At 66.6% G+C, this 19,205-nt stretch carries 17 protein-coding genes; 6 read left to right on the top strand and 11 right to left on the bottom strand.

All coding sequences use genetic code 11. From position 1 onward, the window contains the following. Nucleotides 1-125: 125 nt before the first annotated feature. The 5 genes from ACKTT0_RS24175 to ACKTT0_RS24155 all read right to left on the bottom strand — a co-directional run bounded on the left by ACKTT0_RS24175 (nucleotide 126) and on the right by ACKTT0_RS24155 (nucleotide 6,831). Nucleotides 126-590 carry a GNAT family N-acetyltransferase gene (locus ACKTT0_RS24175; protein WP_289786364.1) on the bottom strand — a complete coding sequence of 155 codons (465 nt, stop codon included), beginning with the start codon at nucleotides 588-590 and terminating at the stop codon, nucleotides 126-128. A 155-nt stretch (nucleotides 591-745) separates the two neighbouring features. Then, nucleotides 746-2,545, bottom strand: coding sequence for a gamma-glutamyltransferase family protein (locus ACKTT0_RS24170; RefSeq protein WP_407852497.1), 1,800 nt, complete (start codon nucleotides 2,543-2,545; stop codon nucleotides 746-748). A 20-nt stretch (nucleotides 2,546-2,565) separates the two neighbouring features. Beyond that, on the bottom strand, nucleotides 2,566-4,068 hold the full coding sequence (locus ACKTT0_RS24165) for an ABC transporter substrate-binding protein (protein ID WP_407852259.1): 1,503 nt from the start codon (nucleotides 4,066-4,068) through the stop codon (nucleotides 2,566-2,568). A gap of 65 nt (nucleotides 4,069-4,133) precedes the next feature. After that, nucleotides 4,134-5,540: an HdeD family acid-resistance protein gene (locus ACKTT0_RS24160; protein ID WP_407852258.1), complete on the bottom strand. Its 1,407-nt coding sequence runs from the start codon at nucleotides 5,538-5,540 to the stop codon at nucleotides 4,134-4,136. 49 nt (nucleotides 5,541-5,589) lie between these two features. Continuing rightward, a complete protein-coding gene (locus tag ACKTT0_RS24155) occupies nucleotides 5,590-6,831 on the bottom strand; it encodes an MASE1 domain-containing protein (RefSeq protein ID WP_407852257.1) in 1,242 nt (413 codons plus the stop codon). A 226-nt stretch (nucleotides 6,832-7,057) separates the two neighbouring features. On the opposite strand from ACKTT0_RS24155, the gene ACKTT0_RS24150 reads away from it, so the two are divergent. Next, a complete protein-coding gene (locus ACKTT0_RS24150) occupies nucleotides 7,058-7,459 on the top strand; it encodes a RidA family protein (RefSeq protein ID WP_407852256.1) in 402 nt (133 codons plus the stop codon). Nucleotides 7,460-7,495: 36 nt separating this feature from the next. Here ACKTT0_RS24150 and ACKTT0_RS24145 read toward each other — a convergent pair whose 3' ends face one another. The 3 genes from ACKTT0_RS24145 to ACKTT0_RS24135 form a co-directional block, all read right to left on the bottom strand. Further along, a complete protein-coding gene (locus ACKTT0_RS24145) occupies nucleotides 7,496-7,837 on the bottom strand; it encodes a hypothetical protein (protein ID WP_407852255.1) in 342 nt (113 codons plus the stop codon). Nucleotides 7,838-7,901: 64 nt separating this feature from the next. Next, nucleotides 7,902-10,424 carry a cbb3-type cytochrome c oxidase subunit I gene (locus ACKTT0_RS24140; protein WP_407852254.1) on the bottom strand — a complete coding sequence of 841 codons (2,523 nt, stop codon included), beginning with the start codon at nucleotides 10,422-10,424 and terminating at the stop codon, nucleotides 7,902-7,904. After that, complete coding sequence (locus ACKTT0_RS24135; RefSeq protein WP_407852253.1) at nucleotides 10,421-11,410, bottom strand: cytochrome c oxidase subunit II; 990 nt, start codon at nucleotides 11,408-11,410, stop codon at nucleotides 10,421-10,423. Before ACKTT0_RS24135 ends, ACKTT0_RS24140 begins: the two co-directional genes overlap by 4 nt. 281 nt (nucleotides 11,411-11,691) lie before the next feature. Here ACKTT0_RS24135 and ACKTT0_RS24130 point away from each other — a divergent pair, with 281 nt between their 5' ends. Both ACKTT0_RS24130 and ACKTT0_RS24125 read left to right on the top strand, forming a co-directional pair. Further along, nucleotides 11,692-12,186 (top strand): c-type cytochrome, encoded by a 495-nt coding sequence (locus tag ACKTT0_RS24130; RefSeq protein WP_407852252.1) that lies wholly within the window; start codon nucleotides 11,692-11,694, stop codon nucleotides 12,184-12,186. Nucleotides 12,187-12,200: 14 nt separating this feature from the next. Next, nucleotides 12,201-13,055: a c-type cytochrome gene (locus ACKTT0_RS24125; protein WP_407852251.1), complete on the top strand. Its 855-nt coding sequence runs from the start codon at nucleotides 12,201-12,203 to the stop codon at nucleotides 13,053-13,055. 11 nt (nucleotides 13,056-13,066) lie between these two features. Here ACKTT0_RS24125 and ACKTT0_RS24120 read toward each other — a convergent pair whose 3' ends face one another. Then, nucleotides 13,067-13,726, bottom strand: a complete 660-nt coding sequence (locus tag ACKTT0_RS24120; RefSeq protein WP_407852250.1) for a methyltransferase family protein — start codon at nucleotides 13,724-13,726, stop codon at nucleotides 13,067-13,069. Between the two features lie 180 nt (nucleotides 13,727-13,906). Here ACKTT0_RS24120 and ACKTT0_RS24115 point away from each other — a divergent pair, with 180 nt between their 5' ends. From ACKTT0_RS24115 to ACKTT0_RS24105, 3 genes are all read left to right on the top strand, one after another. Further along, a complete protein-coding gene (locus ACKTT0_RS24115; protein ID WP_407852496.1) occupies nucleotides 13,907-15,004 on the top strand; it encodes a hypothetical protein in 1,098 nt (365 codons plus the stop codon). 52 nt (nucleotides 15,005-15,056) lie between these two features. Continuing rightward, entirely contained in the window at nucleotides 15,057-16,127 is a 1,071-nt protein-coding gene (locus ACKTT0_RS24110) for a trypsin-like peptidase domain-containing protein (RefSeq protein WP_407852249.1), read from the top strand. Between the two features lie 333 nt (nucleotides 16,128-16,460). Next, complete coding sequence (locus tag ACKTT0_RS24105; RefSeq protein WP_407852248.1) at nucleotides 16,461-17,702, top strand: hypothetical protein; 1,242 nt, start codon at nucleotides 16,461-16,463, stop codon at nucleotides 17,700-17,702. Nucleotides 17,703-17,860: 158 nt separating this feature from the next. Here the strand turns inward: ACKTT0_RS24105 and ACKTT0_RS24100 are convergent, their stop codons facing one another. Next, a complete protein-coding gene (locus ACKTT0_RS24100; protein WP_407852247.1) occupies nucleotides 17,861-18,655 on the bottom strand; it encodes an SDR family NAD(P)-dependent oxidoreductase in 795 nt (264 codons plus the stop codon). Between the two features lie 32 nt (nucleotides 18,656-18,687). Further along, the gene (locus ACKTT0_RS24095; protein ID WP_407852246.1) at nucleotides 18,688-19,194 is read right to left on the bottom strand and encodes a 2,4'-dihydroxyacetophenone dioxygenase family protein; all 507 of its coding nucleotides are present in this window, start codon (nucleotides 19,192-19,194) and stop codon (nucleotides 18,688-18,690) included. Nucleotides 19,195-19,205 lie beyond the last annotated feature (11 nt).

Genomic DNA, 19,205 nt, shown 5'->3' with positions numbered 1-19,205 from the left:
CGGGTGTCTGACACCGAGGTGGCGGCGACGGTCGCAATTTCGGCAGGCGTCTGGCAACTCGGGTGTCTGACACCGTCGGAAGATGGGTCATGATTCGCCGCAACTCCGGGGGCAGGCCACGCAGTTCAAGACGTTTGCTGATATCGATATACCCGCGTATCCCGCAGGCGGAAACCGCTGGATTCATACAGCCGATGCGCGACCTGTCTTGCCGGGTTCGAGGTCAGGTCCAGCGACCTGGCGCCCAGTTCGCGGCTGCGCGCGATGGCTGCGTGTGTCAGCGCTGCGCCCGCGCCCAGGCCGCGCGCCTGGCTGTCGACGACCACATCCTCGATCCACGCCCGCACGCCGGTGGGAATGCGAAAGTGCACCAGCGTCAGGGTTCCCACGATCCTGCCATCGGCGGCCGCGATCGCCACGAAGACATCGTTGCCTGGCGCGCCCACGATCTCCAGCAGGTCGGGACGTGTCAAGGCGGGAGCGCTTTGCGACAGTTGTGGCAGCAGGCGCGCAAACGCCGCTACCACAGCGTCATTGACGTCATCGACGCCCAGACGGGCGATGGTCACGGGGGGCAGAGGTGCTGGCACGGACATTCCTTTTCCGATATCGGCAGGTGTCAGACACCCGTCGGGTGTCTGACACCGAGGCGGCGACGGCTGTCTCAACTTCGGAAGGTGTCTGACACCCTGCAAGGGTGTCAGACACCTTGGGCTTGGGGCAACCAGACGCCCGCAGCCGGCGTTCAGCGTCCCACCGCGTACGCCTGCATCAGGCGCGGCGTGGCGGCGGCGTGCAGCAGGCCGTCGGGGTCGCGGGCGGCGGCGGTCAGGCGGCCGATGGACCACTGCGGTTCTTCCTCGATGACGTGGCCGCGCGCGCGCAGGTCCGCGATGGTTTCCGCGCCGAACGATGCCTCCACTGCCAAGTGGCCCGGCTTGCGGTCGCGCGGGTAGAACGACGAGGGGAAGTGCAGGGTGTGCGACATGGGCTGGTCGATGGCTTCCTGCAGGTTCAGGCCATGGTGCACGTGGCGCAGGAACAGCAGCAGCTGCCACTGTTCCTGCTGGTCGCCGCCGGGCGTGCCGAACACCATGTAGGGCCGGCCGTCGCGCAGCGCCAGCGAGGGCGTCAGCGTGGTGCGCGGGCGCTTGCCGGGCGCCAGCGTGCAGGGCAGGCCGGGCTCGAGCCAGAACATCTGGGCCCGCGTGTTCAGCGGGAACCCCAGCCCCGGAATGACCGGCGAGGACTGCAGCCAGCCGCCCGACGGCGTGGCCGACACCATGTTGCCCCAGCGGTCGATCACGTCGACGTGCGTGGTGTCGCCGCGCTTGGCGGAGGCGCGCATGTCGGCCAGCGTGGGTTCGCTGCCGGGCGCGCCCACCGGCGTGACCCTGGACAGGCGCGCCAGCACGGCCATGACGCGGTCCACCTGGGCCTCGTAGCCGGGCACGCGGCCGGGCCGCAAGTCGTGCGAGGCGAGCTGGCCGATCAGGGCGCGGCGCTGGTCGTTGTAGGCGTCCGACAGCAGGTGCTCGAGCGGCACGGAGGTAAAAGCCGGGTCGCCGTAATAGGCTTCGCGGTCGGCGAAGGCCAGCTTCATCGCCTCGGTGATGCGGTGGATGAACTCGGCGCCGTTGGGGCCGGGCTGCTGCAGGTCCAGGCCCTTGAGCAGCGCCAGGGTCTGCAGGAACACCGGCCCCTGGCTCCAGGCGCCGGCCTTGGCCACGGTGTAGCCGTGGTAGTCGTAGGTGGCCGGCGCGTCGTAGCTGGCGGACCAGCCGGCCATGTCCTGCGCGGTCAGCACGCCGCGGTGCGGCGCGCCGCTCTCGTCCATGACTTCGGTGCGGCTGGCATAGCGGTCGATGGCCTCGGCGACGAAGCCGCGATAAAAGGCGTCGCGCGCCGCGTCGATCTGCCGTTCGCGGTCGCCGCCGGCGGCTTCGGCCTCGCGCAGCACGCGGCGCCAGGTCTCGGCCAGCCAGGGGTTGCGGAACAGCTTGCGGGCCTGCGGCGCGGCGCCGTCCGGCAGGTACACCTGCGCGGTGGTGGGCCAGTGGGTCGCGAAGAAGTCGCGCAGCCCGGCGATGGTGTTGGCGATGCGCGGCATCAGCGCGTGGCCGTGCTCGGCGTAATAGATGGCCGGCTCCAGCACGTCGCGCACGCGCAGCGTGCCGTGGTCGCGCAGCAGCAACATCCAGGCGTCGAAGGCGCCCGGGATGACGGCCGGCAGCAGGCCGTTGCCGGGGATCAGGTCCAGGCCCAGCGAGCGGTAGTGCTCCAGCGTGGCGCCCGCCGGCGTGGGGCCTTGCCCGCACAGCACTTCGGTGCGCCCGGTGCGCGCCGAGTGGAACACCACCGGCACTTCGCCGGCCGGTCCCACCAGGTGCGGCTCCACCACTTGCAGCACGAAGCCCGCCGCCACCGCGGCGTCGAAGGCGTTGCCGCCGCGTTCGAGCAGCGCCATGCCGGCGCCGCTGGCCAACCAGTGGGTCGAGGTCACCACGCCGAAAGTGCCGAGGATCTCGGGCCGGGTGGTGAACATGCGGTAGCCGGAATCGATGCTCATTTGCCGGCCACCGTCACACCCTTCAGGCGGATCAGGCCGTCGGGGTAGGGCACGAAGCCCTGCACCTTGGCCTGCGTGCCGAAGATCCACGGCAGGTAGAACAGGTAGATGCGCGGGTCGTCCTCCTGCATTTTCTGCATGGCCTGCGCATACAGCTCGCGGCGCTTGGCCTCGTCGGCCACGCTGCGCGCTTCTTCCATGAGCTTGTCCATGCCGGCGTCGCAGTACTTGCCGTCGTTCAGGCTGCCCTTGCAGGTGATGTACTGGTAGATGTTGCCGCTGGGGTCGACGCGCCCGGACCAGCCGGTCTGCCCGACCTGGAAATCGCCGCGCGGCAGCGCCGATTGCAGCGAGGCGAATTCCAGCGGCCGCAGGGAAATGTCGAAGCCGGCTTCCGCGCCCATGGCCTGCACCAGCTCGAACACTTGCTGCATGGTGGTGTTGTTGCCGTAGGTCAGCTCGAACTTGACGCGGTCATGGCCGGCCTGCTTGAGCAGTTCCTGCGCCTTCTTGGGGTCGCGCCCGCTGCGCTCGACCGACTTGTCGTAGGCGAAGCTGGCGGGCGGGAAGGGCTGGTAGGCCGGCTGGAACATGCCTTCGCCCACCACCTGGTTGATCACGTCGCGGTCGATCGCCAGGTCGAGCGCCTGGCGCACCCGCTTGTCCTTGGCCAGCGGCGTGTCGGCGCGCGCGCCGTTGGCGATGTTGATGGAGATCGCCTGGTAGCCCAGCCCGGTGACGGGGGCCAGCCGCAGGTTGGGGTCTTCCTTGACGGTCTTCACGTCGCTGGGCGCGACCCGCTCGATGATGTCCAGGCCGCCGGCGCGCAGGTTGTTCAGGCGCACCGTGGTGTCCGGCATGGGCGTGAAGACCACCTCGTCGAAATGGTAGTCCTGCTTGTCCCAGTACTGGTCGAAGCGTTCCAGCACGATGCGGTCGTTCTGCACCCGTTCCTTGAACTTGTAGGGGCCCGAGCACACCGGCTTGCGGCCCGGGTCCTGCTCGAAGGTGGCGGGCGACAGCATCATGCCGGCGCGGTCGGACAACTGCGACAGCAGCGAGGCGTCGGGCGCCTTCAGGCGCAGCACCACGGTGCGCGCGTCCGGCGCCTCGACGCTGGCGACCGAGGCCAGCTCGCTCTTGCGGTTGCTGTCGGGCAGGGTCATGGCGCGGTCCAGGTTGGCCTTGACCGAGGCCGCGTCGATGGGCGTGCCGTCGTGATAGAACGCGCCCTGGCGCAACGTGAGAGTCAGGCTGAGGCCGTCGTCGGCGGTCTTCCAGGATTCGGCCAGCTGCGGCACGAACTTCAGGTCGGGCGAAATGTCGACCAGCTTGTCGCACAGCGAGGCGAACACGATGCGGCCGACGAAGGTGCGGGCGCGCGCGGGGTCGAGCACATCGGGGTCGTCTTGCAGGCCGATGCGCATGGTGGTTTGCGCGCTGGCGGCGGCGCTGGCCAGGAGGCCGGCCGCGGCCAGGGCGAGGCAGAGGCTACGCATGAGAGAGTCCTTTCTGAAATGAGCGCGCGCGGCGGCGCGCGGGCGCCAAAGGGGCGCCGGCGCCGTCAATCTACCAAATCGGATGCCGACGCGCGCGATTGGCGGGCCGCCCAGCGGAAGCTGGTCAGCCACGATACGTGGGAGGGGTGCACGATGGCGCGCAGCGCGCGCGCATAGTCCAGCACCAGCCCGGGCGTCCAGGCCATGGTGGTGGCGCGCTTGCGGACTTGCGCGGCAATCCACAGTTCCGGCATCAGCAGCGTGCGCAGTACGCGGCCCGGGCGCCGCGAGTCGTGGCTCAGGGCGCCGTCCAGCGCGGCTTCCAGGGCGAACGACACGCTGCTGGAACAGTTGCGGTAGGTGAGGTTGTAGATCTCCTCCTGCCGGTAGGCTTCCCAGAAGCGCAGCAGGCCGGCGCGGTTGTAGCTGTGGAACAGGATCTGCCGGGTGGACGGGCACCAGGCGGCCGACTCGGTCGGGTAGTCGGGCTGGAATTCGCCCGGCACGTCGTTGTCGCGGGTGGCCTTGAGCAGGCGGAAGAATTCCGACGGCGAGCGGTCGATATCCACCGCCGGGTACAGGCTGATGTAGGTGGACGGCGGCATTTCCATGGCTGCGTGGCCGGTGGAGATCACGCCCTTGATGTCGACCGCCGCGATATAGCGGTTGACGACCGGGCGCGGCACCGGCGCGTTCTTGGACGAGCCCTCGGGGGTCCAAACGTGCACCACCAGGGGCGACTGCACCGGGTCGCGAGCCTCGGCCTGCGCCGCCGGCGTTCCGGCCTGTGTCGCTGCCGCGGCTTCCTCGCGCACGGCGGCCGCGGCCGCCGCGTCGGCCCTGGCGGCCTCCGCCGCCGCCTGCCGCTGGCGCGGCAGCAGGTCGCCGGGCGCCAGCAGGTCGAACACCGAGCGGCCTTCGCGCAGGTGGCGCGCGCGCAGCGCGATGCGCAGCGTGTTCAGGCCGCCCACCAGCAGCGTCACGCCCACGAACACGGACAGCGTGGCGCGGTAGTGCGTGGGGTAGGGCTGGAACAGGAACACCGCGAACGCCAATTGCGCCAGCCCGCCCACGAAGGCCTGCTTCCAGTGCGGAAAGCGCACCACCCAGGACGAGGCCATCTGCAGCGTGCCCGTCACGAAGTACGACAGCCCGAACACGATGGCCAGCAGCAGGTTGCTGGTCGAGCGGCCGGACAGGATCAGCACGGCGATGAACAGGAACAGCCCGCCCTTGAAATACAGCACCGCCTTCTGCGCACCCACGCCGCCCGAGGCCACGCTGAGCGTGACCAGGCTTTCCAGCAGCAGCACCGCGCCGAACACGTGCACGGGGAAGTAGCGCACCCCGTCCATGCCGTCGATGATGATGAACACGCCCAGCAGCGCCCACGCCGCGCCCAGCCAGGCCAGCAAGCCCGCCTGCCGCCGCACGAAATCAGCGCCGAACAACAGCAGCGCGATCTGTATCATGCCCGCCTCCTCGCTACGTTGCGGTCCGCCGGCACTGCCTTTGCCGGCCTCATCGCCAGGCTCCTTGCCGTTTCACTTGCCAGGTGCCGACCACCGTCGTGCCGGTCGCGCCGCCGATGGCGGTGGGGCCGCGGTCCAGCACCTGCACCCAGCCCCGGGCCGCCGCCACGCGCAGCGTCAGCGGCGCGCCCGGCTGTCCCTGAGCGACCGCCGCCCAATGCGCGCGCAGCCCGGCGCGGTCGTCCGGATGGACGCGCGCCAGCAATTCGTCCAGCGTGGCCAGCGGCGCGGGGTCCAGGCCCAGCGCCGCCTGCGGGTCGCCGTCCCAGGCCAGCCCGCCGGAAGCCGGGTCGTATTGGTACATGATGGCGGCGGGCGTATTGGCGGCGGCGCCGCCCGGGCGCCGGCCATTGGTGTAGACCCACAGGAAGGCCAGCAGCAGCGCGGTGGCCGACAGATAGCATTGCGCCAGCAACAGCGGCTCGCCCGGCCGCAGCCCGTGCGGGAAGAACACGCCGCGGTCGTCGGCCGCGTAATACAGCGAGATGGCGGCCAGGCTCAGCAGGGCCAGCGCGCCGCCGCGGCTGCCCCAGGCCACCGACATCACCGCCGCCAGCAGGATCGGCGCGCAGGCCAGCGGGAACACCAGCGCCGCCTTGCCCGTGTAGGGCGTCAATTCGCCGAATACATACCAGGCGCACAGGCACAGCAGCAGCCAGGCGGCCAGGCCGACCGCCACCGCGCGCGCGCCCAGGCGCTGCGGCACGCCCACCACGTCGGTCCAGCTCATGATCACGATGGCGGGCACCAGCACGCCGGTGACATTGGCCGCCCACCAGACCCATACCGTGTCCAGGAACGACACCGTGCGCAAATAGCTGAGCCAGCCCACTCCCAGCGTGGCCGCGACGGCGCTGACCCCTACCGTGGCGCCGATCAGCACCAGCACCGCGTACAGGTCGTCGCCCCGGCGCGCGTAGCGGCGCAGCAGCCAGGCGATGGCCGCGTCGCCCGCCAGCGAGATGCAGCCGATGACCACCGAGCGCAGGAAGTCGTGATGGACCCAGGCGTCCAGCAGCAGCCGCGACGCCAGCAGCACAATGAACAGCACGGCCCAGCGGCCCAGGCCGCCGGTCAGCAGGAACGCCGATACCGCCACGCCGGCGGGCAGCCAGACGAAGGCGACACGGGTGCTGGGGTCATCGAGTTCCAGCGACACATAGCCGCTGGCCACATAGAGCGCCGCCCAGAAGAGCAGCGACAACGCAAAACGAAACAGGGGACTTGCCATGCCGAGTGGTTTCCCGATGCGTGTGCTCGTCGCGCAGTATGGCACAGTGTTTCACGGCTTGTCATCGGTTCGAACGCGCCGCGCGCCGCCACAATTGTTCGCACGGACGAACAAACATGTCGAGTGAAACCCCTATTGTTCTTGTCTGGCGTCCATTAGGATGGCTGTCCCTGCCGCCCGCGCCGTCGCGCCGGCGGACGCAACCCCCACGAACCAAGGACCCCGCATGGACAAGCCCGAATTCTTTCTGACCCCCGGCTACGGCCAACGCCTGCGCGACCAGCTGCACTACTCGCAAGCCGTGAAGATCGGCAACCGCGTGGAGATCTCCGGGCAGGGCGGCTGGAACGACGAACTGCAGATTCCCGAATCGCTGGAAGAGGAGATCGAGCAGGCATTCCGCAATGTCGAGCGCACGCTGGCCGCGGCCGGCGCCGGCTGGCAGCACGTGGTGCACGTCAATTCCTATCACGTCGGCGGCTTCCCGCCGGAAGTCAATGCCACCATGGCGCGCCTGTACCGCCAGTACATGCCCGACCACGCGCCGATCTGGACCGAGCTGGGCGTGGAAGCGCTGGGCCTGCCCACGATGCGCATCGAGATCCGCGTCACCGCCATCGTGCCGTAACGCCCGCGGCGCGGCGGCGCCAGCGTCGCCGCGCCGTCAACTGGCCGCGCAGGCCGGCATCCACAGCACTGGCACGCTTTGCCAGAAGATCGCCAGCGCCGACAGCAGGCCCAGCGCGCCCGCCAGCCACGGAAAGAAGCCGGCGTCGTCGGTGCGCGGCCAGCGGCGCCGCTGGCGCCAGTTGACCCAGCCGATGAGGCCCGCCGCCGCCAGCGCCGCGCCCAGGATCACCCAGGCCGCCAGGCCGGCCTCGGCCCACAGCCCGTGCAGCGCCGGGCGCGCGCAGAACACGCCGTTGAGCGCGTAGACGAACACGAAATGCGCGGCCCATGCCAGCGGGCCGGCCAGCAGCGACAGCAGCAGCGGAGTGAAGCGCATGGGCGTGTCCTCGTTCATCCCGGGCCTGTGCACGCTAAAAGAGGAGCCGCGCATGGGCAGGCCCCTAGCCCACCAGGCGCGGAAAGCCGTGCGCCGCCAGGATGGCGACCAGGCCCTGCGCCGCCGTGTAGTGCCACAGCAGCGCGGTGTTGTCGAAAGTGGCGCGCCGGTCCGGCGCCAGCCGGCCGGCCCAGGCGCGCGCCGCCGTGAACAGGCTCATGAAGCCCACCGCCACCGCCAGCACGCCTTGCAGTCCGGCCAGGGCGTAGACGGCGGCGGCGTAGGCGCTATCCTGCGGACGCAGGCCGGTGCGCCACTGCGCGGCCAGTTCCAGCGCGGTCGCCGCCAGCAGCAGCGCGGCGCCCAGCGGCAGGCCGAAGCGCGTCCAGCCGAGCCGGCCGGCGCGCAGGCGGCGGCCGGCCAGCCACGCCAGGATGCTGCTCGACGCCAGCAGGGCGGCCCCGGCCGCCGGCCACGCCGGGCCGGCCAGCGCTTCGCGCGCGGGCCAGACCTCGGGCGAAGTGGTCCACAGGAACAGGTACGAGAACAGCAGCGCGCAGAAGATGCTGCCGCATACCATCAGCAGCATTACCATGGCCCACCACGAATGCGAGCCCGGGCCGGTGCATGACACCGGCAGCCGCAGCCCGCCGCCCACGTCCACCGGCGGATGGTCGGGGCCGGGATCGGCGTCCCATAGCCAGCGCAGGATCATGGCCACCGCCAGCAATCCGAAAGCTGCCGCCGGCAGCGTCAGCTTGGCGGTCAGCAGCAGGAAGAAGCCGGCGGTGCCGAGCGCCGCCAGCACCGGCGCCCAGCCCGGGCCGGGCAGTTGCAGCACGTACTGCGGGCGCGCGTCGATGGCGCTGGTGACCAGGGTCGAGCGCCGGCCGGTCGGTGCGCCGGGCAGGTAGTGGCGGCCGGCGTCCACTTCCTCGGCCAGGCCAGGCTGGTCCCACAGCGGCTCGCGGCTGGTCACCCACGGCACGCTGCGCGGGCCGGCCACGCCGGCCGGCAGCCATTCCAGCGTGCCGGCCCGCCACACATTGCCGGCGTTGTGCTCGACCGAGGGCCGGAAATTGCGCGCCAGGTCGACCAGGAACACCAGCACGCCCGCCGCGATCATGTACGCGCCCACCGTCGACACCAGGTTCAGCGCGCCCCAGCCATACTGGTCGGCATAGGTGTAGACGCGGCGCGGCATGCCCGCCAGCCCGGTCAGGTGCATGGGAAAGAAGCCCACATTGAAGCCCACGAACATCAGCCAGAAGGCCCAGCGCCCCAGGCGCTCGGACAGCGGGCGCGCGCTGACGCACGGCATCCAGTAATAGAAGGCCGCGAACAGCGGGAACACCATGCCCCCCACCAGCACGTAGTGCAGGTGGGCCACCACGAAATACGTGTCGTGCGCCTGCCAGTCGAACGGGATCACCGCCACCATCACGCCGGTCAGCCCGCCCAGCACGAAAATGAAAAAGAAGCCCAGCAGGAACAGCATCGGCGTGCGGATCGGGCGCAGGCGCGGCGCCGCGGCGATGGTGGCGATCCAGGCGAACACCTGCACGCCGGTGGGAATGGCCACCGCCATGCTGGCGGCCGAGGCGAAGCTGAGCGACAACTGCGGGATGCCGGTGGCGAACATGTGGTGCACCCACAGCCCGAAGCTGAGGAACGTGGTGGCCACGATCGCCATCACCACTGCCCGGTAGCCCACCAGCGGGCGCCCGGTCATGGCGGGAATGATCATCGACACCATGCCGGCCGCCGGCAGGAAGATGATGTAGACCTCCGGGTGGCCGAACAGCCAGAACAGGTGCTGCCACAGCAGCGGATCGCCGCCGCGCTCGGCCACGAAGAACGGCAGCCCGAAGGCGCGTTCCAGTTCCAGCAGCGCGGTAGCCACGATGACCGCCGGAAACGCGATGATCACCATGCCCGAGAACGCCAGCATGATCCACGCGAAAACCGGCATCTTGTCCAGCGTCATGCCCGGCGCGCGCGTGCGCAGGATGCCCACCGCCAGCTCGATGGCCCCGGCGATGGCCGAGATCTCGATGAAGCCGATGCCCAGCAGCCACAAGTCGGCATTGACCGCCGGCGAGTAGGTCGAGCTGGTCAGCGGCGGGTACATGAACCAGCCCCCGTCCGGCGCCAGCCCCGCGAAAATGCTGCTGAAGAACACCAGGCCGCCGATCGCGTAGGCCCAGTACGCATAGGACGACAGGCGCGGAAACGGCAGGTCGCGCGCGCCCAGCATGTTGGGCAGCAGCAGCACCGCCATCGCTTCCACCGCCGGCACCGCGAACAGGAACATCATCACCGTGCCGTGCATGGTGAAAAGCTGGTTGTACAGCGCATGGCCGATCAGGGTGTTGTCCGGCACCGCCAACTGCGTGCGCATCAGCAGCGCCAGGATGCCCGCCAGCACGAAGAACAGCAGCGCGGTGCCGATGTACAGCAGTCCCACGTAATTGTTGTTGACCACCGTGATGGCGCGCCAGCCGCGCGGGCGGCGCCAGATGCGCAGCAGTTCCTCGCGCTCGCCGGGCGGGCGCGGCAGCGGGTTGGGTAGCGGGTCCGCCGTCATCGCAGGCCTTCCAGGTAGCGCGCCACGGCGCGCAACTGCTCGCCGGTCAGCGTGTTGAACGAGGGCATGGCATTGTCCGGCTTGATGTGCTGGCTGCCGGCGATCCAGCCCGCCAGCGTGCCGACGTTGTTGGGCAGCATGCCCGCCGCCAGCGACAGGCGGCTGCCCACGTGGGTCAGGTCGGGGCCCAGCGTGCCGGCGGCCGCGCTGCCGCGCACGGCGTGACACTGCGCGCAGGCCTGCATGAACAGCCGCTGGCCCGCCTGCAACTGGCGCGCCGCCTCCGGCACCGGCGCGGCGGGGCGCTGCTGGGCCTGCAGCCAGGCCTGGAAGTCCTGCGCGGTCAGCACCTGCACGTCGAACATCATGTTGGCGTGCTGCGCGCCGCAATACTCGGCGCACTGGCCGCGGTAAGTGCCGGTCTGCCGGGCCCGCAGGCGCAGGTGGTTGTCGTGGCCGGGCACCATGTCCAGCTTGCCGGCCAGGTTCGGCACCCAGAAACTGTGCACCACGTTGCGCGACTTCAGCACCAGGTCCACCGGCTGGTCGACCGGAATGCGCAGCTCGTTGGCCGTCTCGAACAGCGTGCGGCCCTGCTCGTCTAGGTAGCGCACGCGCCACCACCACATCTCGCCCCGCACCTCGATGCGCGCCGCCGCCGGCGCGTCGCCGCGCAGCATGGCCGCCGCGATCCCCAGGCTGTATATCAACAGCGCCGACAGCGCCACCACCGGGAACGCCAGGCCCGCGCCCAGCACCAGCCCCCGGCCCGACAGGCGCAGCCGCAGCCGTGCCGGGCCATACAGGGCCAGCGCCAGCAGCACCATCACCACCACGAAAATCGCCGCTCCCGCCAGCAGCATCACCCAGCCGATCTCCGCGCTGAGCGCGGCATGGTCGCCGCGCGGATGCAGGGCCGACTGCTTGTCGGCCCACAGCGACGACAGCAACAGGACAAGAGCGGTGGAAGTGCTGGAATCGGGCATGGCGGCCATCGGGTCGGCATGGCCGCCTGGCGCCGGCAAGGGCGCGCACGCAGCCGCGGATCGCGGCCATGGTGCAAGCCTCGTGCCCGGCCGGCCGCCGAGGCGCCGGGCTGGTACGCGCCAGCGCGCCGCCCGCGTCCCCGCGCGGCCGCGCACCGAAGGGAAGATTTACAAACCGCCGGTCTTTTTGCTGCAAGCGGCGTGCCCGGCCGCCGCGCGCGGCGGGGAGCGGCGGCGCTGGCAAAGCACTTGCTATATCGCTGCAAAAACGGGGATCCACCATGCACCGCTCGACCATCGCGGTACCCCGGGCCCGGTCCGGCCCGCCGACACGGCCGCCGCGCCGCGCGCCGGACGCTTCGCCTGCGCGGTCCCGGCGCCTGCCGGCGTGGCTGGCGGCCGCCGTGCCGGCCGCCGCCTTATTGGCCGCGCTGGCCGCTTGCGGCGAACGGCCCGTGCCGCTCGCCGCCACGCCGCAGGCCGGCGCGCTGGCGGGCGCCGACAGCGTGCGCGGCCGCCAGCGCATCGCCGCGCAGGGCTGCGTCAGCTGCCACAGCATCCCCGGCATCAAGGGCGCCGGCGCGCGGGTCGGGCCGCCCCTGGGACACCTGGCCAAGCGCGCCTACCTGGGCGGCGTGTTGGCCAACACCCCCGCCAACCTGGTGCGCTGGCTGCGCGACCCGCCCGCCATCGCGCCGCACACCGCCATGCCCAACCTGCGGCTGAGCGAGGCCGAGGCGCGCGACATCGCCGCCTACCTGCTCACCCTGCGCTGAAGGACGCCGCCATCATGAGAAAGCGCACGCGCACCATCGGCCTGACCCTGGCAGGCGCCGCGGCCGTCGGCGCGGCCGGCGCGCTGGCCCTGGTCTACAGCGGCTGGTACGACAGCGCCGCCACCCGCCCGCACACCGCGCCCGTCAACCATGTGCTCGACATCGCCCTGCGGCGCTCCATCAGCGTGCGCGCCGCCGACATCGCCGTGCCAGCGCTGGACGACCCGCGGCGCGCCCTCAATGGCTTCAAGCTGTTCCGCGCCCACTGCGTGCAATGCCACGGCGCGCCCGGCATCGCGCCGGACCCCTACGCGCGCGGCATGATGCCGGCCCCGGCTGCCCTGGTGGAAACCGCCCGCCAATGGCCCGCGTCCGAGGTCTACCTGGTGATCCGCCAGGGCATCAAAATGACCGGCATGCCCGCCTGGCAATACCGTCTGCACGACGACGACATCTGGGACGTGGTGGCCTTCATGAAAGTGCTGCCGCGCCTGTCGCCGGCCCAGTACCGCGAATGGGACCGCAAGCACCCCGGCGCGCCCGCGCCGCGCCCGCTGGAGACGCCGGCGCAACTGCGGCCGGGCGATCCCGAAGCCGGCCGGCTGGCCATGCAGCAATACCTGTGCGTGACCTGCCACGCCATCCCCGGCGTGGTCGGCGCCAACCGCCACGTCGGGCCGCCGCTGGGCGGCATCGCCCGCCAGCGCTACATCGCCGGCGTGCTGCCCAACACCCCCGCCAACATGGCGCGCTGGCTGCGCGACCCCAGCGCCATCGACCCGGATTCCGCCATGCCGGACCTGGGCGTCAGCGAACAGGATGCGCGCGACATGGCCGCCTTCCTGCACACGCTGGACCAGCCGGAGTAGGCGCCAGGCCTTCAGTACAACCAGGGAATCAGGCGCCAGGTGCGCTTGCGGTAGTTCTCGTACTGCACCCCGAAATGCGCGCGCAGCAGCCGTTCCTCGCTGCGCATGCGGGCGACCAGGGGCGGCAGCATGCACAGCGCCAGCAGCACGCCGACCGCCGAGCGGAACGCCAGCGCCCAGCCCAGCATGCTGATTAGCAGCCCCAGGTAGCTGGGGTTGCGCACCTTGCCATAGATGCCGGTGGTCACCAGCTCGTGCCCCGGCTGGATCGCCACCAGCCCGCTGAAGCGCCGCCCCAGCACGAACACCGGCCACAGCCGCAGGGCGCCGCCGATCGCGAACACCGCCACGCCGGTCCAGCGCAGCGTGTCGCCGTCCATGGTCCAGAAATCGATGCGGTCGGTATAGGCCGGCACGAACCCGCTCAACAGGCCCAGCAGCGCGAAAGCGGTCAGCACCCAGCGGTTGTCGCGATCCTCGTACTCGCCCGGGTTCAGGTTGCCGCCGCTGAACAGCGCGGCGGTCGACAGGGCGAACAGCACCACGGCCAGCGCGATGCGCGCCGGATGAGAGAAGAACGCCGCCACGCCGCCGTAGCCGAAGACGGCCAGGGCCAGGTAGAAGAGCGTGCCCAGGAGCGTGGCGAGCACGATGGCGGGGGTGGGACGCATGGGGGCCTCGCAACGAAGGCGGTGATTCGATGATATGCCTGTTTGCGGGATTTCCCCTAGAGTCTGGTCTTGTCGGTCCTTGTCTGGTGTGGTTACCATTCGACATAAAAGTCAATAAATAAAGCGCGGCACGAGGGTGGGACGATGGGAAAGAGGAGTCCTGGGCGAGGTTTCGCATTGGTGCTGGGCGCTGCCATTGCAATTGCGCCATTGATTGCGTCGGCTTTCCAAGTGTTGCCGCGTATCAGCGACGTGGACAGAAAACTGGCCAGCCTGGGCAGCAACCGGATCATCAATGGATTCGGCCAGTGGCTGTCGGGCATAGCGGTACCGATGCTGAAGCATCCCGTGCACGAAGCCATCACATTGAACGCCGTCGAGTACGCGGCCGCGCCGGGCGCGGAATCTTCCTGCGTCGAGGTGGACGCAATACGCAAACACCAGGTGCTGCTGTACGGCACGCGCTGGCCAGACGATCCGCCATTTCCGTTGAACCGTGCCTCGCCGCCGCGCATCTCCGACTGCGATCCCAAGGTCACCCTGCGGTCGACCGCGCAGCCCAAGTGCTGGATCGGGCTTTTCCGGGACGCCGACAAGACCGCCAAGCGCCGCCTGCAGACCCAGGCCGATCAGCCTGCCTTCGGACCGGGAGATTATTTGCTGTACCGATCCCATTTCGGCGACCTGCAATTCTTCCACGCCATGGCGGCATACGACGGCGAAATTGCGGCCGCGACCCGGCAGCGCATGCGAATGTGGGCGCAGTTCCTATGGGGCGTGGCCACCAAGACGATTCCCACCGATCGCTTCATCCGCACGCTGGGCGTGCCGGACCTGGATCTTTATTTTCCCGGCGACATGACGGCAACCAACCTGTTTGCGACCGGCATCGTCGAAGTGCGCAAGGACCTGGACAAGGTTGCGCTAGGCGTGTTGCTGCACATGGTGCAGGACAGCTTCTCCCAAGCCCATGCAGGCAGGCAGCCCGAGACAGGAATTGCGTGCGAGGCCATACCGCGCTTCCGCCAGCCGGGCAAGATCAGTCGGTTCTATAGCTACGCGGGGCAGGATGGCTCGTTGCACGATCATGAGGATACGTTCGATGCCTTGTCCTTGCAGACATTGCAGACCAGCCCCAATGTCGTCGACGCGAGCAGGGCGTTCCTGACGCTGTGGAAAGAGCAAGCGCCGTGGAGCGAGGCGGAGAAATACTTTGATTGTGTTTTTGCGCTTGAGGATATTGAAGCGGCGGCGGGGGCGGGGCCGTTTGGGGGGTGAGGGGGGTGTTGGCTGTTTTCGGCCAGGAGCAGTCATATGGAGAAAATCAATCATGTACGAACGCTTCACCTTTAGCACTTTTGATTCTTTCGAAACCCATTGCTCTCGTGTGCCCTGGGGCGAAGGAATTTGCGACGGAGTTCCATTCCCAATTGATGACCCATTTGGCCTACGCCGAGCCATCCTACCTGTCTTCCTCCGTTATCCGGATGGATGTGCTGTGGGTTGCGGTACGGCATTTCACATTGACGGCTGGGGCAGATTGCTTACCGCAGACCATGTTGTAGAGGAGATTCGGGCTCCTTACTTAAGGCAAATCACGCAGAATGCTCAAATTAAGGCCGACGTCAATCGCGACTCACATGTAGCTGTATTGTTAGGTTACGGCGTGGTTTTTGGAACTGTAGGAATTCCGAACGAGTGTTGGGCTCCTATGCAGCAAGTGGACGCCTTCATTGTTGAGCGGGAAGACCCTATGGCAGAGCTACTCAGTAACTCTACATATCAAATCGGCCCAGATATCGCAGGCATGAGCGCTTTCCTTCATCCGAACGCACCTCCACTCTATACAGTTCCAGTAATTTTTCACGCTTCTCCTAAAGTGGGGGATAGAGTCTTAGCGGTGGGATATCCAGAACTAGATTTTGAGGCTTTGAATGAAAATGGGATAGCGCGGTACTTAAAAGAAGGGATGTTTGGTGTGTACGGCACGGTTACGAGTCTTTGTCCCGGTGGAAGAGGTAAAAGTCGGCCATCGCCAGGCTTTGAGGTCGCGGCTAATTGGCCCGCGGGAATGAGTGGTGGCCCAGTCTTTACTGAGCGTGGAGAGGTCGTCGGAATCGTAAGTTCCTCGCTGCAGTCTAGCGAGGGGGAGCCCGGTGTAGGCTTCGCCACATCCTTAGCGATGATTCCTGACGCATCTAAGTTGACGCCCACATTAGATAGTGAGAATCCGGGCTGCAGGCTTGGCTTCGGAGTGCTTTGTACGTCCCCTTGGCATCTTGCAGGCGTCTTCAAGTCAAGGGGCGATGCCGATAGCCTAAGAAAACAATTGCCACCAGGCTATCTTGTTAAATGGGGAAGTCATCGTTTGGGTGGGGACGACTTCATTGCTTTGGAATAGTCGCAGAATGGTAAGACTGCTTAGGGTCGGAAGCCGCCGTTCAGACCGGCGGTTATCAGCCAGAACCGGACGGCCAGTCACGTCGCTGTTCGCTGCATGTCGGGATGTAAACTTCTACCGCGCCGACAACTTTACCAAACGCGAGCGGCATAAAGTTAGTTCGCTCCGCTCATGAGACGGGCTGATCCCGCCAGTTTAATATCAACCCTTTTATTTGAACCCGTTGAGAAGAGAATTACTGTCCTTATGCCGCACTTGACTCGCGATGTGTTTACACCTACCAGGCCAGCTCGTATTGCATTTGTGGAGCGCGATTCTGTAAATGACAAGTTGGTGAACTCGCTCACTACACCAGGCAAGCAAATCGTCGTCTACGGCCACTCGGGTACAGGTAAGACGACACTGCTTGTCAATAAGTTGACCCAGCTGTATGAGCGCCACATCACGACGCGCTGCATGAAAGGGGTGAAATTCGAGCAACTAATTCTGGATGCCTTTGACCAGTTAGAGCCCTTCTACACGCAGGAGCGCCAGAAAGTTATTAAGACTAGCAACGGGATAGACCTTGGGGCTTCGTACCAAGCCCTTCAAATCAAGTTGAGTAGCAATACGTCTACAGATGCCGGCGAGAAAATATCCCGAATCCTTCCTCCGCAATTAACGCCACAAGCTCTTGGGCGCTTCCTTGGCGCTCAACAGGCCTGCTGGGTTCTGGAGGATTTTCACAAAATTGACGATGAAGAAAAGGTAAAGCTCTCCCAGCTGATGAAGGTCTTCATGGACCTCGCCGACGATTACCCCGATCTCAAAATCATAGCGCTCGGAGCAGTAGACACAGCGCGTCAAGTGGTTGATTACGACAGCGAAATGCGCAACCGTGTGGCGGAGATTAATGTTTCACTAATGACAGAACAAGAAATATCGGCAATCATTGCAAAGGGCGAGCAGGCATTAAACGTTCGCTTCAGTCACGAGATCAAACGACTGGTCGCACGGCACTCGAATGGACTTGCCTCTGTTTGCCACCATCTTTGTCTGAACATGTGTTCTGCGGCCGGCGTTACAGAAACGGTTGAAGTGGAACCTCTGATCCTCACTCGGGAGCACTGTGAGCATGCGGTAAAAACCTATGTAGATGAGGCGTCTGATAGCATTAAAAGTGCGTTTGATAAAGCTATGAAACAACGTCGTAAGACGCGGTATGCGGATGCTCAATTAATCATCGAGGCTTTGAGCGTGCTGAATGAAAGCGGTGCGGCTCGATTCGATATTTACAATCGCATTCGACAGGCCGAACCTAAGTACCAAGAAGCGAGTTTGAAGCGCCATCTGCCAAAACTATGTACGTTGGAATACGGTGAAATTTTGCGGTTTGATTCCAACTCCGGACGTTATTCCTTTTCGGATCCAATTTATCGGGCGTATGCTTTGGCTCGATATCAGAAGCGAACGCAGCGGGATCCTTATGATGAACAGAGCAAGTTCCAAGATATGCTTCTTAAATTTCTCACCGAAAAGCTCGTTGACGGCAAGGGAAACTTTCGCCTAATGGTGAAAGCCGTACAGAATGGGTGAGATGAAAACCATGTGAAGGAAGCGACTCGATCTCTAGCAGTTCGCTTTACCTTCTCCTTATTATGTCTGCTTTGGGTCGAAAGCAGCCTTCGACCCACTCAAGCCACCAGCCCCGGACCCGACCGACAACCTGGCAACTCGACACTTCAGTCCTTCCCTCAAAGACTCATCCCCCCATCCACCACCAACAACACCCCCGTAACATAAGCCGCCTCATCCGAAGCCAGGAACACCGCCGCATTCGCAATATCCCACGGCGTTCCCTGCCTGCCCATCGGGCACCGCGAATCGCGAAACTCGTGTCCCTTTTCCGCCTCCGCCCGGCTCGAATACAGTGCGTCCGCATGCGGCGTGCGTATCATGCCCGGCACGATGCAGTTGCAGCGGATCTGTTCGGCCGCGTACTGTCTGGCGATGACGCGGGTCATGTGGTTGAGTCCGGCTTTTGCCGTGCTGTAGGACAGGAACTGCATCGGGCTCCATTTCAGGCTGGCCGTTGATGACACATTGGTGATGGATCCGCCGCCGCGGCGGCGCATGTGGGGCAGTACGGCGCGGGACATGGCCATGGCGCCGCGGAGGTTGACCGCCATGACCTGGTCCCACTCGTCATCTTTCACCGCCAGCAGGTCGCCCTGGATTTCGATCCCGACATTGTTGTGAAGCACGTCTATGCCGCCGTGGCGGTCCGCGACGGTGGCGACCACTGTCTCTATTTGCGATGTGTCGGTGACATCCAGCGCCAGCGCGTATGCCTGGCCGCCTTCCGCGCGGATCATGCCGGCCGTTTCTTCCGCCGCGGCCAGGACCCTGTCGGTACAGGCCACGGTGGCGCCTTCGCGGGCGAAGCGGATGGCGCAGGCGGCGCCGTTGCCGACTTGCTCGGTCGTGGTGAAGGGTTTCTTCAGGGTGCCGGCGCCTGATACCAGCGCGATCTTGCCTGCAAGCCGCATTGCTGCATCCTCGAAATGTGATGGACTTGACGTCAGTCGCGGGTGAATTCGGCGCCGCCTTTGGGGCGGATATAGCGGGGGATGGGCAGCCCGGATTTTTTCGCGGCGGCCAGTATGGAATCCTCGATCGCGCCGGCGTCGCGGATGTTGGCGAACTCGCCATCGATGAAGTTGATGTTGGCGCCGAAGACGACCATGAACCCCTCGGCATGTTCGGCGGCGTCTTCGGGCACCGAGAAGGTGTGGACGGACCCGCCCGGTTCGTACAGGTAGCTGCCGGCGGTTTGCGGGTCGTCGGGGTATTCAAGGTAGTTCCACTGGCCCTTGGTGGTGTAGAAGTGCACCACGCCGGTGTGGAAGTGGGTGGGTAGCCTGGTGCCCGGGGCGAATTTCCCGTACAGGACCCAGACGCCGTTTTCCCTGTCGAGAAAAAGCGGGATGATGGACGACCCGGGCGCGGCGCCCGGTAGTTCGACGCCGTCGGCGATGTTCACGGTCAGGAGCCGATCCTGGTGGGTAACGGTATAGGGCAATGCCATGACTACTCCTT

Source organism: Bordetella saccharivorans (assembly GCF_045862855.1).
GTDB classification, from domain to species: Bacteria; Pseudomonadota; Gammaproteobacteria; order Burkholderiales; family Burkholderiaceae_B; genus Bordetella_A; species Bordetella_A petrii_F.
This window is presented reverse-complemented; position numbering and strand designations above follow the sequence as displayed.